The organism is Drancourtella sp. An12 (genome assembly GCF_002160935.1).
Taxonomy (GTDB): domain Bacteria; phylum Bacillota; class Clostridia; order Lachnospirales; family Lachnospiraceae; genus Sellimonas; species Sellimonas catena.
The window spans coordinates 120,941-135,134 of sequence record NZ_NFLO01000006.1; the positions used below are offsets into that span (position 1 = coordinate 120,941).

The window sequence follows — 14,194 nt, forward strand, 5'->3', positions numbered from 1 at the left end:
ACCTCGCTTTTACTTCTTTCCCTTTGCGACCCGGATCCGCGGATCCACGATGCCGTACAGAATATCCACAACAATCAGTGCTCCCACAAACAGGATTGCAAAGAAAATGGTAAGTCCGATAATCATCGTATAGTCATTGTCCGAAACTGCTTTTACATAGTAAAAACCAAGCCCCGGAATCGAAAACATCTTCTCAAGAATAAAGGATCCTGCAAACACTCCTGAAATCGCCGGTCCGATCATGGTAATAATCGGGATCATGGAGTTCCGAAGAACGTGTTTTTTGACGACTCTCTTCCGGTTACAGCCCTTCGCCTGAGCCGTAACGATATAGTCTTCCCCGATCACGGAGATCATGCTGCTTCGTGTATATTTCGTATAGGAAGCGATTCCTCCGATGGCGTATGCCGCAACCGGGAGAATGTAGTGCTTTAACTCTCCCCATCCAAATACCGGAACCAGTTTCCATTTGAATGCGAGAAAATACTGCAAAACAGCTGCAAACACAAAGCTTGGCACACAGATCGCCAGCACGACGAGCACCCGTATCACATGATCCACCGGCCTTCCCCGGTTCAGCGCCGCTATCATGCCAAGCGCCACTCCGATGGTCACCTGGAACAAAATAGCAAGCAATCCTATTTTGGCCGAAGTCCATGTATTTTCCCTGATTACTTCATTCGCCGTTTTTCCGGTGTAAACAATGGATTCTCCGAAATTCCCGGTTGTCAAAAGGTTCTTCATATATGTGAGATACCTTTGAAATACCGGCTTGTCCAGTCCGTACTTTTTCTCAATAATCTCCTGTGCCTGCTCCGGCATCTGTCCGACCTTTGCTGCAATCGGATCTCCAGGTGCCCCCGCTACAAGAAAAAATGTAGCTGTTGCAATCAAAAACAATGTCAGAATTGCATATGCCAGCCGTTTCCCAATAAATTTCAGCATCTTTTTCTCTCCCTTCTTTTTCCCGTCAGCTTTCCTCTGACTGCTTTTTCTTTTGAAGTTCCTGGAATAATACTTCCGGCACAATCATGTAATGATGCTGGATCTCTTCGCAGATCTGCTCCACTGACTGCATCCGGAACGAATCCAGAATCCTCTGGTGGTTATACTGGATATAATCAAATGGCACCAGTGCTTCCGATCCCATCGTATAGTAAGCTGCCGTGTTCCCGCTTTCCAACGACTTCCATACTTTGTAGAGCTTATCACTGTGAGATGCCATTACCACATAAGAATGAAACTGTTCGTCCAGTTCAATGATCTGATAAAGATCTTTCCTACCGGCCGCCTCGCCAAGTTTTCTGAGATTGTTCTCCATTTTTCTGTCCAGTTCTTCCGTCAGTTTTCCGGAGCACATTTTAACCGCAAGTTCTTCTAACGTCGAACGAATCAGATAGGCTTCCTGCATTTCTGCATAAGTCATTGTTCTTACAATACATCCCTTATGAGATTCGTATTCAAGCAGCCCTTCCTCTTCAAGCTGTCTTAATGCTTCCCGGACCGGCCCTCTGCTTGTCTGAAACTCCTCAGAAATCTGGGCTTCAATCATCCTTTCTCCCGGTTTGATTTCTTCATTTAAAATTTTCTTTCGCAAAACTTCCGCAACCTGTTCCCTCAGTGTTTTTCGTGATATTGATGCTTTGGCCATAGTCGTCTCCTTTTTCACTTTACTTTGCGAAATTATTGAGTTTATTATACCCCTCCCCCTTGTATAAAGTCAATTGTTGACAATCGACTTTATACAAAAATAACCGCCAAAATTTCATTTTATTTTTTATGCATTTTGTCTATTACAGGTATTAATTTTTTCTATTTTTGTATGTTTTGCTTATTTTACGTGGATTTGAGATAGATAAAAAAAGAGCCGTTCATCATCCAACGATACGACCGCATTGTTGGAGCAACAGCTCTGATCTTTCATGTTTCCAAATATTTAATTCTCTTTTCTCATTTCGGCAATATAATCATCAATATCCTTTATGATATACTGCTCTCCCATTGTATGGAGAGACTCAAAATACTTCATAATATACTCATCCACTTTGCAGCTTTCGAACAGATCTGCAACTTCAGAACCAGAGAGCCCTTTAAAATGACGATATCTCTCCATGCAGTAAATCAAAAAACCGGCTTCTTTGCTCACCTTCTTATGCCTCCTCCGGATAATCATAGGATCCTGTTAAAAGTTCATCCTGGTACATCGTATAAAATGTCAGGGGGCTGCAATGCCATAGTTTCGATTGTTCATCAGAAAGTTCCTTGTATAATTTCGATCGATAAAAACATGAAATTGCCGATTTTTCATCTATATTACTATTTTTTACAATTTGATCGATAATAGGCGGTATAATAATAGCCAACATTGCACGGTATACATCATCATTTGCCACTGCCCCCAAAAAAGAATCTACCTCTTGCTGCCCTTTCAAATTTCCAATTATTCAAAAACAGCGGGAACCCCTTTTCCCTGTGGTTTTCCCGCTCTTTTCGTATCTCTTTATTTGATAAAGTACTGCCGGCGGCGGGACTTGAACCCGCACATGGTTGCCCATAACAGATTTTGAGTCTGCCTCGTCTGCCATTCCGACACGCCGGCTTTTCCCGGCTGATTAAGCCGAGAATTATTATATCACAGCAACTCTTTGTTTGCAAGGAATTATTTCCAGATTTTTTCTGATTCCGCGATCAGTTCTTTTCCGATCTCAAAGCAGTCGAAGGTTGCAAAGTAGTCTGCCGGAGTCTCGGCGCGGCGGATCAGCTGTGCTGTTCCATCTTCTTTCAAAAGGACTTCTGCGGATTTGAGTTTTCCGTTGTAATTGTAGCCCATGGAAAATCCGTGTGCTCCGGTATCGTGGATCACGAGCACATCTCCCATATCGATCTTCGGAAGCATCCTGTCGATCGCGAATTTATCGTTATTCTCGCAGAGAGATCCGGTGACATCGTATTTATGATCACACGGCTCGTTTTCTTTTCCCATTACTGTAATATGATGGTATGCACCATACATGGCCGGGCGCATCAGATTGACCGCGCAGGCATCCACGCCGATATATTCTTTATGCGTATGTTTTTCATGGATCGCTTTTGTCACAAGACATCCGTACGGTCCCATCATAAATCTTCCAAGTTCCGTGTAGATTGCCACATCCCCCATTTCTGCCGGAACGAGCACTTTTTCGTATACTTTTCGTACGCCTTCTCCGATGACGCGGATATCATTCGGCTCCTGGTCCGGACGGTATGGAATTCCGATTCCGCCGGAAAGATTGATAAATTTGATATGAACACCGGTCTCTTCTTTCAGCTTGACCGCTGTTTTGAAAAGCACTTCGGCAAGCATCGGGTAGTACTCATTCGTCACCGTGTTGCTTGCGAGAAATGCGTGGATTCCGAATTCTTTTGCTCCTTTTGACTTCAGGATTTTAAATGCTTCTGTGATCTGTTCTGTTGTCATGCCGTATTTGGCATCTCCCGGGTTGTCCATGATGTCATTGGTAATCTGAAAAACTCCACCCGGATTGTAACGGCAGCTGATCGTCTCCGGAATGTGTCCGATCGCTTCTTCAAGGAAATCAATATGCGTGATATCATCCAGATTGATGATGGCCCCGAGACGGTCGGCAAGCTGAAAGTCCTCTGCCGGAGTATCATTGGATGAAAACATGATGTCCTCTCCTTTCATTCCCATTGCCCCGGATAACATCAACTCCGTAAAAGAGGAACAGTCACAGCCGCAGCCATACTCCTTTAAAATCTGAATCAGGAACGGATTCGGCGTCGCCTTTACTGCAAAATATTCTTTATATCCCGGATTCCATGCAAAGGCCTCCTTTAAAGCTCTTGCGTTCTCCCGAATTCCCTTTTCATCGTACAGGTGAAACGGGGTCGGAAATTCCTGAATAATTTCATCCAGTTTTTCTTTGGAAACAAATGGTTTCTTTTCCATCAGTTCTTTTCTCCTTTCGTAAGTTCAATCACTTTTATCTCATTTGCCATCGCCTCTTTGAAAATCTCAACGAAATTGCGCTGGCCTGTATACAGACAGGTATTTCCGGACTGCTCTCCATATTCTCCGCTCAGGACAAAGGAGGAATCCACAATCATTCCCACCTGCCCTTTTTTGTCCCCGGCACGGTAAATGGTCCCTGGTTCTTGTAACTCTTCCCAGTCTGTGATGATGACGACTTTCTTTCCTGCATCGGAAAGAGTCTGCAGATCCGGAAGCACTACTTTCAGGAAAGACTGTCCGGCTGAAATATAAACTCTTTCTTCTGCTTTTTTCAGAAGACCTCTTGCCTTTGACTCCACTGCCTCCTGCCCGGAAATAGTGATGTAGCCTTCCTCTTCTTTTTTCTGAACAGGCGCATGGAGAAGCAGCCAGTCCTCCTCATTTTTCAGCTGGTCAATCTTTTCTTCACAGAACTCCTGAACCGGCACTGCAAGATATTTTCTGCCTGTCTCATTTTCTTCCAGATAAGCTGCTCCTTTCTCGCACAGAGAAGCCAGCGAGGCATAGACATTCGAACGGGAAATTCCCGTCAGTTTTGCCGCCTCATATCCGGTCAGCTTTCCATTCTCAAGAAGGCTCTCATAAAGGGAAGCCTCCTGTCTCGTTAAATCAAATTTCATTAAATGCTCTTTAAACTGTTCTGTACCCATATTTTCTCCTTAGTAGCTCTTTATGGTACTACTATAGCACATTTTCCCGGAAAGTCAAGAAAAATCAGGACAGACAATTCTGTCCGCCCTGACTGCATTTTTTATTCAATTACCGCAATTCTCATCATATTGCTTCCGCTGTTCCCCGCATAAGAATAAGATCCCATCGGCGCAGGAAGCCCTGCCGTCAATACAACGATATCCCCCGGTTCCACGTACTGTTTCGCTTTTACCATCTCAAGCGCGTTTTCACAGACATCTTCCATAGACTTCAGCGGAATAGATTTCAGCGGACGTACGCCCCAGTAAATCTGCATTCTGCGGAGTGTCGCCTCATCCGGACTGACACCGATGACATCTGCTCTCGGTTTGAATTTGGATACCACCTTCGCGGTTGCTCCGGACATGGTCGGCGCGACAATACATTTTGCATCCAGGTTGTCTGCTGTTGCTACAGTGGAAAATCCGATAGCACTGGAGATGCTCTGTCTTCTGTGCTGCTGTGCTTTTTTCAGAAGCACATCATAGTCCAGATGGCTCTCCGTATTTTCTACGATCTGCACCATCATCTTGAGTGCCTCTACCGGGTATTTACCCTGTGCTGTCTCCCCGGAAAGCATGACAGCATCGGTTCCGTCATATACCGCATTTGCCACGTCGGTTACCTCTGCACGTGTCGGGCGAGGATTCCGGATCATGGAGTCAAGCATCTGTGTCGCTGTAATAACCGGTTTGAAGTTGTCATTACATTTCTTAATAATTTCCTTCTGGATATACGGAACTTCCTGTGCCGGAATTTCCACACCCATATCACCTCTTGCAACCATGACACCGTCCGCGCAGCGGATAATTTCATCGATATTGCGGATTCCTTCCGCATTTTCAATTTTTGCTATGATCGGAATATAAGGGGCGTTACATTCTCTTAACCAGCTTCGGATTTCGATAATGCACTCTGCGTTTCTTACAAAGGAAGCTGCGATAAAATCGATGCCCTGGCTGACGCCGAATTTAATGTCCTCTCTGTCTTTCTCTGTAATAGCCGGAAGACGTACCGGTACATTCGGTACATTGATCCCCTTCTTCTCCCCGAGTTCTCCTCCGTTGATTACCTTACAGATAATATCGTTTTCTGTAATTCTGACAACTTCCAACTCTATAAGTCCGTCATCAATCAGGATTTTCCGTCCAGGCATTACATCTTCGGTCAGCCCGCTGTAAGTGATGGAAACTTTGTGTTCATCTCCGACAATGTCCTCGGAAGTCAATGTGAATTCAGCCCCCTCCTGTAATATCACTTTCTTTCCGTCTTTCAGGACACCTGTACGAATCTCCGGTCCTTTTGTATCCAGAAGAATTGCAACCGGCAGTTTCTCCTCTTCCCGGATCTTCTTGAGCATATCCATACGGAATTTATGCTCTTCATAGTCACCATGTGAAAAATTGAATCTCGCAATATTCATCCCGTTTTTCACAAGATTTCTCATCAGATTCTCATCATTTGCATTTGGTCCCATTGTGCATACAATCTTCGTCTTCTTCATTTTCTTCCATTCCTTTCTGGTCGTAACCTCTTGATGTGCCTTTCTATTTTACATGTTCATGTGTAAACAGATGATCCTGACAGTATTCATAGTTTCCATTACATTTTGAACAGTAGCGGAATTCCAGTTCCGGATGGTCCAGCTCCGTCCGTCCGCAGACTGCACACCGGTGCTTCGGCACTCTGCCGTCAGGCTGCGCGGAATAATGATTCTGCGGCCTTGCTTTCATCTGTTTTTTGAATTCTCTTCTGCGCTTCTGCTGCTTTGGAGAAAATTGTGCGTAGTTTCTCGTTGAAACATAAAAAATCACAAAATTCAGAATCGAAATTGCCGCCGCAAAAGCACTTGCCCGGTAGCTGGTGTATGTTCCGCCGTATGACGGAAGAAAACCCTGAATGATCGTCCAGATGAAAAATGCCCCGTCGATCCATGCCAGCCATTTTGCCTTGACAGGCAGAATATAAAACAGAAGGAACTCCATGTCCGGATATACCGCTGCAAAAGCAAAGAACAGGGAAAGGTTCAGATAGGACGTACCCAGCATGTAGACCTGACCTGTAACCAGATAGATCAAAAGGGCGGCAATCACGTGGAACAGCACACCGGTAAAAAAATAAAGGTTGAACCGGAATGATCCCCACGTCTGCTCCAGCGTTCTTCCAATCATATAATAAAAATAAAGAGCAATGATCAGAAAGATCAGGTTGTTTGACGGCGGCTGAATCAAAAATGTAACGATTCTCCAAATTTGTCCGTGCAGAATTTCAGCTGCGTTCAATGACAGATACTGGATATAAAAATACGGATTGATGTAGTCCAGCACAAATCCGATTCCATACAGAATAATAATAAAATACATCAGATTCGGAATCGCATATCTGCCGAATTTACGCTCTAAACGTGAAATCCAATTCATCTTTTTTCTCCTTTCATACTCGTTTTTCATTGTATCCTCTCCCTGTTTTTTTGTCAATCGGCTTCACAGACTTTACAGGAATTCTTCCCGGACTTTACAGGAAATTCATTTTTCCTTAGGAAGATTTTATTGTATCTTGCTCCTTTTTGTCGTATAATAAACGATGTTGCAAAAATATATTAATTATAAGAAGAAATACATCTGCACATATAAGATAGAAAAGGAGTAACACAATATGAGCCAAAGGGATATTTTCACTCTGGGAATTGACATCGGTTCTACCACTGTCAAGATTGCGGTTCTTGATGAAAAGAACGAGATGATATTCTCAGATTATGAACGACATTTTGCCAACATTCAGGAAACCCTTTCTGACTTGCTTGGAAGAGCTGTCCACCAGCTCGGGGCCATTCATGTATCTCCGGTCATTACCGGAAGCGGCGGCCTTACCCTGGCAAAGCACCTCGGTGTTCCTTTTGTCCAGGAAGTAATTGCTGTGTCCACTGCCTTACAGGATTATGCTCCTCAGACCGATGTCGCCATCGAACTTGGCGGCGAAGACGCAAAGATTATCTATTTTGAAAACGGAAATGTGGAACAGAGAATGAACGGAATCTGTGCCGGAGGTACCGGTTCCTTTATCGACCAGATGGCCTCTCTTCTTCAGACGGATGCCACAGGTTTGAATGAATATGCAAAAAATTATAATGCCTTATATGATATTGCCGCACGCTGCGGTGTGTTTGCCAAGACAGATATCCAGCCTCTGATCAATGACGGTGCCGCAAAGGAGGACCTGGCAGCCTCTATTTTCCAGGCGGTAGTCAATCAGACAATCAGCGGTCTGGCATGCGGAAAGCCGATCCGCGGACATGTTGCATTCCTCGGCGGTCCGTTGCATTTCCTCTCCGAGCTGAGAGCGGCATTTATCCGGACACTGGAGCTGGATGACGAACATACGATTGCTCCGAAGAACTCCCACCTGTTTGCTGCTGTTGGATCCGCACTGAATTCCAAAAAAGATCTGGATGTTCCGATTATTGAGCTGCAGAAACGTCTGGCAAATCATATCCAGATGGATTTCGAAGTGGAGCGTCTGGATCCTCTCTTCGCTTCCGAGGAGGAGTTCCGTGAATTTAAGGAACGTCATGACAGACATCAGGTCCCTGTCAAGGATCTTTCCACCTACAAAGGGAATGTTTATCTTGGAATCGATGCCGGTTCCACTACGACAAAAGCTGCGCTTGTAGGCGAAGATGGTACACTTCTTTATTCCTTTTACCACGGAAATGACGGCGATCCGCTTGCCACAACGATCACCGCGCTGAAAGATATTTATTCCAGGCTTCCGGAAGACGCACGGATTGCCTACTCCTGCTCTACCGGATACGGAGAGGCGCTGATGAAAGCTGCGTTTCTTCTGGATGAGGGAGAAGTCGAGACGATCTCGCATTATTATGCGGCCTCTTTCTTCGAACCGGATGTGGACTGTATTCTTGACATCGGCGGCCAGGATATGAAATGTATCAAAATTAAAAACCATACGGTAGATTCCGTACAGCTCAATGAAGCCTGCTCCTCCGGATGCGGTTCTTTCATTGAAACCTTTGCCAAATCACTGAATTACTCTGTGGAGGATTTTGCTGACGAAGCGCTTTACGCAAAACATCCGATTGACCTTGGAACACGATGTACGGTATTTATGAACTCAAAAGTAAAGCAGGCCCAGAAAGAAGGCGCTTCTGTTGCCGATATTTCCGCCGGTCTTGCCTACTCCGTCATCAAGAACGCGCTGTTCAAGGTTATCAAGGTTTCCGACGCATCGGAACTTGGTAAGAACATTGTTGTCCAGGGCGGTACTTTCTATAACAATGCTGTACTGCGCAGCTTTGAAAAAATCGCCAACTGCGAGGCTGTCCGCCCGGATATCGCCGGAATCATGGGAGCATTTGGAGCAGCACTGATTGCCCGTGAACGGTACCATACATATGACTGCAAAGAGACAACCATGCTCTCTATCGAAGATATTGAAAATCTGACATACGAAACATCCATGGCAAAATGTCAGAGATGTGCCAACCACTGCCGTCTGACAATCAACAAGTTTACCGGCGGAAGACGTTTCATCACCGGAAACCGTTGTGAGCGGGGTCTTGGAAAGGAAAAGACCAACACCGATATTCCAAACCTCTTCTCCTATAAAAACGAGCGGTATTTTGGCTACAAGCCGCTTCCAAAGGAAGAGGCTCCTCACGGAACGATCGGACTTCCAAGAGTACTGAACATGTACGAAGATTACCCTCTGTGGTTTACCTTCTTTACAGAACTGGGATTTTCCGTTGTTCTTTCTCCTTCTTCTTCGAGAAAGATCTATGAGATGGGAATCGAATCCATCCCAAGCGAGTCCGAGTGCTATCCGGCAAAGCTTGCCCACGGCCATGTGGAGTGGCTGATCCGTCAGAATGTGGACCGGATCTTCTACCCTTGCATTCCATACGAACGGAATGAATTTCCGGATGCGAACAACCACTACAACTGCCCGATCGTTACCTCCTATGCGGAAAATATCAAAAACAATATGGACGAGATCGTACAGGGAAAGGTTGATTTCATGAATCCGTTCCTTGCACTGACAAGCGAAGAGATCATGGCGGACCGCCTGGTCGAAATCCTCTCTGAAAAATTCCGGATTCCGGAGGAAAAAATCCGGGATGCTGCCCACAAAGGATGGGTGGAACTGGAAAACTGCCGGGACGATATCCGTAAAAAAGGCGAGGAGACCCTCGCTTATCTGGAAAAGACCGGACGGCACGGCATTGTCCTTGCAGGACGTCCGTACCATTATGACCCGGAAGTCAACCACGGTATTCCGGAACTGATTACCTCTTACGGAATTGCCGTTCTGACAGAGGACTCTATCTCCCACTTAAATCCGGTGGAGCGTCCGCTCAACGTTATGGACCAGTGGATGTACCACTCCAGACTTTACGCGGCTGCAAACTATGTCAAGACAACGGAGAATCTGGATCTGATCCAGCTTAACTCTTTCGGATGTGGACTTGATGCGGTAACCACCGATGAGGTGGCAGATATTCTGACCGGTTCCGGAAAGATTTATACCTCGCTGAAAATCGATGAGGTCAACAATCTGGGCGCAGCCAGAATCCGTATCCGTTCTCTTCTTGCGGCTATCCGCGCAAGAGATGTAAAAAAAGAAAAACGTGAAGTTCGAAGCGCTGCAATTGAAAAAATTCCGTTTACAAAAGAGATGAAGGAAACGTATACCATCCTTTGTCCACAGATGTCACCGATCCACTTTGATCTGATTGAGCCGGCTTTCCGCGCTTCCGGATACAAGATCGAGGTGCTTCCAAATGATAACCGGGATGCAGTCAATGTCGGTCTGAAGTACGTTAATAACGACGCCTGCTATCCGTCTCTGATGGTTGTAGGCCAGATCATGGACGCCATCCTTTCCGGAAAATATGATACCGATCATCTTGCGGTGATTATTTCCCAGACGGGAGGCGGCTGCCGTGCTTCAAACTATATCGGATTTATCCGCCGGGCGCTGAAAAAAGCGGGGTATGCCCATATCCCGGTTATTTCCATCAACCTGAGCGGACTGGAAAAGAATCCCGGCTTTAAGATCACGCCGATGCTGGCGCTGCGCGGTGTATATGCCGCAGTCCTTGGAGATGTCTTTATGCGGTGTCTCTACCGGATTCGTCCGTATGAGGCTGAAAAAGGATCTGCCAATGCGCTCTATGAAAAATGGGCTGCTGTCTGCCGGAAATTTGTCTCTGAAGGATATCCTTCCAGACGCCGGTTCAAAAAACTTTGCCGGCAGATCATTCATGACTTTGATACTCTGCCGATCACGGATGAGAAAAAGCCCCGTGTAGGAGTTGTAGGAGAAATCCTTGTCAAATTCCTTCCGGCGGCAAACAATTATCTGGTTGATCTTCTGGAGCATGAAGGCGCAGAGGCGGTTGTGCCGGATCTTGTAGACTTTCTGCTGTACTGCTTCTACAACTCCAACTTCAAGCATACCCATCTAGGAATGAAGAAGTCTTCCGCCCGGCTCGCAAATCTCGGTATCAAGGTGATCGAATGGTTCCGGAAGCCGGCTGTGGACGCATATAAAAAGAGCAAGCGTTTTACTCCGCCGTCCAGAATTGAACATCTTGCCTCCATGGCAAGTGAAGTTGTTCAGCTTGGCAACCAGACCGGTGAGGGATGGTTCCTGACCGGCGAAATGCTGGAGCTGATCGAGACAGGCGCAAAGAATATCGTCTGCACACAGCCGTTTGCCTGCCTTCCAAACCATGTGGTCGGAAAAGGTGTTATTAAAGAGCTTAGACGGCTTCACCCGGAATCCAATATTGTTGCGATCGACTACGATCCGGGTGCCAGCGAGGTAAATCAGCTGAACCGTATCAAGCTGATGCTCTCTACCGCAAATAAAAATCTGGAAAAAGAACAGTAGGCATCCAACTAGGACGCCTGCGGCATTAAAAATTTAAAATAGCTGGTAAATTCGGTTATTCAAACCGCTTTTACCAGCTATGTTATAGCACTTCAAGAAAATATAAAAATAAATACTGAAAAGTGAGTTTGTCAATAAACTCTTTTTTCCCAGTCTCTAATTATTACTTATATATCTATATAAAATTTCATATATAACAAAGCCTGCTTTTTTATAGCATTTGATAGCAGAAAAATTTTCACTCCATGTTTGTATAAAAATTATTTTTTTTGAGTACTACAGTACATTTTTAAGAACCTACTACCTAATCCTTTTCCTTGAAATATAGGATATATCTCATAATCATATATACCTATGATTTCATTATCTTCAATTGTGCTGAATTTTCCTATTTTCAAATTTTTATACCAAATGAGATAATAATGTGCATTAAATATTTTCTTTCTTTTTGTTTCATATTTTGGTTTCCAGTGATGATAATTTAATTCCGAAAACCGAAAATCTTCATTTGAATATCTTATACCATTAAAGATAAAGTTAATATCAAAACAATCTTCGAGGGTATATTGAGTGGACCTTAGCTTTATTCTGCTAGAAATTCTATAACACATACTACCTGGAGGAAAAACATTTGAATATATTACTGTAAAATTAAAATCACTTGAATTATCAGAAGGATGACTAACGAATATATTATTATTGCATTTTTTTATTTCGCATCCGATACTTTTCATCCATTTCAATTCATTGTTTAGAATTAGGATAGACAAATTATCTTTTTGTTTCATCATGTTTTCCCTTTTCATTTTTAAGAATGAATGGTTATTATTTTCTTTCAACAATGCTTTTATTATTTAATCTTATATTGCTTAAATTTTTGTTGAAAATTGCCAACAATAAACCAATCAAAAAAATACCTGATAAATACAAAAATCCATTCACATAGTTCAATGTCAGAACATGAGTTCCAATAGCAATTCCAATGGTAGGTGACAATAAGATAAGCGTATCAATTCCTCCTAATATTTTTCCTCGATTTTCTGAATCAATTGTTGTAATAACGTAGCTGAACAAAGGCTGTGTCAGGGAATCAAACATTCCATATATCAAGAAAATAAAATCGGTCAGGAAAAAAGGACATATTGGAATGCACAGCATACACACGCCGCAAACAAGCATTGCCAGTTTAAAAAGTGTGCTTACGTAATGACCAAATTTATTGACAATCATCAAACCAAGAATTTCACCTACAGCCACCATTGATTTTATGACCCCAAGCGTAATTGAACTTTCTGATTGAACGGAAAACATGACTGGCAAAATATTCGGTACAAATCCATATGCCAGATTTAATAAAAACATAAGGAGAACCATACTTCTAATCAATGCGTTATGGAAAATAGAATGGTATGAGATTTTTATATCTTTGAATAAAGAAATCAGCAATCCTTTGCTACTGGAACTCCTTTTTACATTTCCACTCGAAGCATCTAGTCTGCCTATTAAAAAAGCACATACAAAAAAGCTGGCTGTATCTATTAAAAACAGACTACTTCCCGAAACCCATGTAATCATCCATCCTGCAACCGCTGACCCGATAATATAAATTGTTCTGGAAAACATTGTTATGATGGACTGAAATTTGATAAATATGGTTTCTTCAAATTTTTCTGCCGCATAAGTTGTATATGCAGATGAAAATACCGTATTACATATATCATTTAACAGTATAAAAAAAATGCAAAGACCGATATGGTGAATCGCAAAACCATAAAAACACCAAAACAAAAAAATAATAACGCCGGAAATACTGTTTGCAGCAATCATCAATTTCTTTTTATCAAACCGATCAATCATAATCCCGACAACAAGAGATAAAATTCCCCGAAAGGTGAGTGAACCGCCTATCATATATGCAGCATTCATGATATTGCCAGAGTCATACGTTACTTTCCAAACGATAAACAGATCGAATAATGTATCTCCTACATAACTAATCAAGATAGAAAGCATAAGAGTTTGAAAATCATGATTGATTATGAATTTTTTCACCATAATACTCCAGAGCAAATTCATAATAACTACAATTATATTTACAAGGTAAATCATTTGTAGCTTCTGCTCTGCATCCACCCCCACAAAAATATTTTAAATCACATTTTTGACAATGTTTTTTATTATCAACCAAATCTTTTTCAATCAATTCTTTTCTATGATTGATAATATCATTTACTGCTTCCATTTCAAATATATTTGTTATTAAATCTGTTTCGTTATATCTTTTCACACAAGGATATACATTACCATCTGGATGAATACTTAAGGATGTGATTCCCGCCCCACAGTGAGTTACTGGAAAGCCTTCATTTCCAAACATCATATTATCTGCAAACTTTACTATTTCAAAAGATCAACCTAACACTTTATAAAATCCACTTCTTCTAAAATATTTTAAAATATATATGATTATTAATTTTTTTAGCATATAGTCGTATATTAATCAAAAAAATAGAAAAGCAAGCAATTTCCCCTAAATTTAAAACACTATATTTAATACTATGTTTTCTATGTTTTATATAT

At 42.8% G+C, this 14,194-nt stretch carries 12 protein-coding genes and 1 tRNA gene; 1 reads left to right on the plus strand and 12 read right to left on the minus strand.

Annotated elements, in window-relative coordinates; all coding sequences use genetic code 11:
• Positions 1 to 9 precede the first annotated feature (9 nt).
• The 9 genes from B5E64_RS08305 to B5E64_RS08345 all read right to left on the minus strand — a co-directional run bounded on the left by B5E64_RS08305 (position 10) and on the right by B5E64_RS08345 (position 7,125).
• Positions 10 to 945: an ABC transporter permease gene (locus B5E64_RS08305; RefSeq protein WP_087168050.1), complete on the minus strand. Its 936-nt coding sequence runs from the start codon at positions 943 to 945 to the stop codon at positions 10 to 12.
• Between the two features lie 25 nt (positions 946 to 970).
• Complete coding sequence (locus B5E64_RS08310) at positions 971 to 1,651, minus strand: GntR family transcriptional regulator (RefSeq protein WP_087168051.1); 681 nt, start codon at positions 1,649 to 1,651, stop codon at positions 971 to 973.
• Positions 1,652 to 1,936: 285 nt separating this feature from the next.
• The gene (locus B5E64_RS08315; RefSeq protein WP_087168052.1) at positions 1,937 to 2,146 is read right to left on the minus strand and encodes a DUF3791 domain-containing protein; all 210 of its coding nucleotides are present in this window, start codon (positions 2,144 to 2,146) and stop codon (positions 1,937 to 1,939) included.
• A 4-nt stretch (positions 2,147 to 2,150) separates the two neighbouring features.
• Positions 2,151 to 2,393, minus strand: coding sequence for a hypothetical protein (locus B5E64_RS08320; protein WP_242960131.1), 243 nt, complete (start codon positions 2,391 to 2,393; stop codon positions 2,151 to 2,153).
• Positions 2,394 to 2,516: 123 nt separating this feature from the next.
• A tRNA-Leu gene (locus B5E64_RS08325) sits at positions 2,517 to 2,599 on the minus strand.
• A 60-nt stretch (positions 2,600 to 2,659) separates the two neighbouring features.
• Entirely contained in the window at positions 2,660 to 3,952 is a 1,293-nt protein-coding gene (locus B5E64_RS08330) for a diaminopimelate decarboxylase (protein WP_087168053.1), read from the minus strand.
• Positions 3,952 to 4,665, minus strand: coding sequence for a TrmB family transcriptional regulator (locus tag B5E64_RS08335; RefSeq protein WP_087168054.1), 714 nt, complete (start codon positions 4,663 to 4,665; stop codon positions 3,952 to 3,954). Before B5E64_RS08335 ends, B5E64_RS08330 begins: the two co-directional genes overlap by 1 nt.
• A 101-nt stretch (positions 4,666 to 4,766) precedes the next feature.
• On the minus strand, positions 4,767 to 6,209 hold the full coding sequence (gene pyk, locus B5E64_RS08340) for a pyruvate kinase (protein WP_087168055.1): 1,443 nt from the start codon (positions 6,207 to 6,209) through the stop codon (positions 4,767 to 4,769).
• 43 nt (positions 6,210 to 6,252) lie between these two features.
• On the minus strand, positions 6,253 to 7,125 hold the full coding sequence (locus tag B5E64_RS08345; RefSeq protein ID WP_087168071.1) for a rhomboid family intramembrane serine protease: 873 nt from the start codon (positions 7,123 to 7,125) through the stop codon (positions 6,253 to 6,255).
• 235 nt (positions 7,126 to 7,360) lie between these two features.
• Between B5E64_RS08345 and B5E64_RS08350 the strand changes: the two genes are divergently transcribed.
• Positions 7,361 to 11,614, plus strand: coding sequence for a 2-hydroxyacyl-CoA dehydratase (locus B5E64_RS08350; protein WP_087168056.1), 4,254 nt, complete (start codon positions 7,361 to 7,363; stop codon positions 11,612 to 11,614).
• Positions 11,615 to 11,874: 260 nt separating this feature from the next.
• Here B5E64_RS08350 and B5E64_RS08355 read toward each other — a convergent pair whose 3' ends face one another.
• From B5E64_RS08355 to B5E64_RS08365, 3 genes are read right to left on the minus strand one after another with little or no spacing between them, the layout of a single operon-like run.
• The gene (locus tag B5E64_RS08355) at positions 11,875 to 12,453 is read right to left on the minus strand and encodes a hypothetical protein (RefSeq protein WP_162610162.1); all 579 of its coding nucleotides are present in this window, start codon (positions 12,451 to 12,453) and stop codon (positions 11,875 to 11,877) included.
• Positions 12,440 to 13,723 carry an MFS transporter gene (locus B5E64_RS08360; protein WP_087168058.1) on the minus strand — a complete coding sequence of 428 codons (1,284 nt, stop codon included), beginning with the start codon at positions 13,721 to 13,723 and terminating at the stop codon, positions 12,440 to 12,442. Before B5E64_RS08360 ends, B5E64_RS08355 begins: the two co-directional genes overlap by 14 nt.
• The gene (locus tag B5E64_RS08365; protein ID WP_162610164.1) at positions 13,641 to 13,991 is read right to left on the minus strand and encodes an SPASM domain-containing protein; all 351 of its coding nucleotides are present in this window, start codon (positions 13,989 to 13,991) and stop codon (positions 13,641 to 13,643) included. The genes B5E64_RS08360 and B5E64_RS08365 overlap by 83 nt, the downstream gene beginning before the upstream one ends.
• Between the last annotated feature and the right edge of the window lie 203 nt (positions 13,992 to 14,194).

Bases quoted from the DNA above. Each gene is read 5' to 3' on its own strand.
- B5E64_RS08305 (WP_087168050.1), bottom strand. From the start codon at position 945: ATGCTGAAATTTATTGGGAAACGGCTGGCATATGCAATTCTGACATTG.
- B5E64_RS08310 (WP_087168051.1), bottom strand. From the start codon at position 1,651: ATGGCCAAAGCATCAATATCACGAAAAACACTGAGGGAACAGGTTGCG.
- B5E64_RS08330 (WP_087168053.1), bottom strand. From the start codon at position 3,952: ATGGAAAAGAAACCATTTGTTTCCAAAGAAAAACTGGATGAAATTATT.
- B5E64_RS08335 (WP_087168054.1), bottom strand. From the start codon at position 4,665: ATGGGTACAGAACAGTTTAAAGAGCATTTAATGAAATTTGATTTAACG.
- pyk (WP_087168055.1), bottom strand. From the start codon at position 6,209: ATGAAGAAGACGAAGATTGTATGCACAATGGGACCAAATGCAAATGAT.
- B5E64_RS08345 (WP_087168071.1), bottom strand. From the start codon at position 7,125: ATGAATTGGATTTCACGTTTAGAGCGTAAATTCGGCAGATATGCGATT.
- B5E64_RS08350 (WP_087168056.1), top strand. From the start codon at position 7,361: ATGAGCCAAAGGGATATTTTCACTCTGGGAATTGACATCGGTTCTACC.
- B5E64_RS08360 (WP_087168058.1), bottom strand. From the start codon at position 13,723: ATGATTTACCTTGTAAATATAATTGTAGTTATTATGAATTTGCTCTGG.
- B5E64_RS08365 (WP_162610164.1), bottom strand. From the start codon at position 13,991: ATGTTTGGAAATGAAGGCTTTCCAGTAACTCACTGTGGGGCGGGAATC.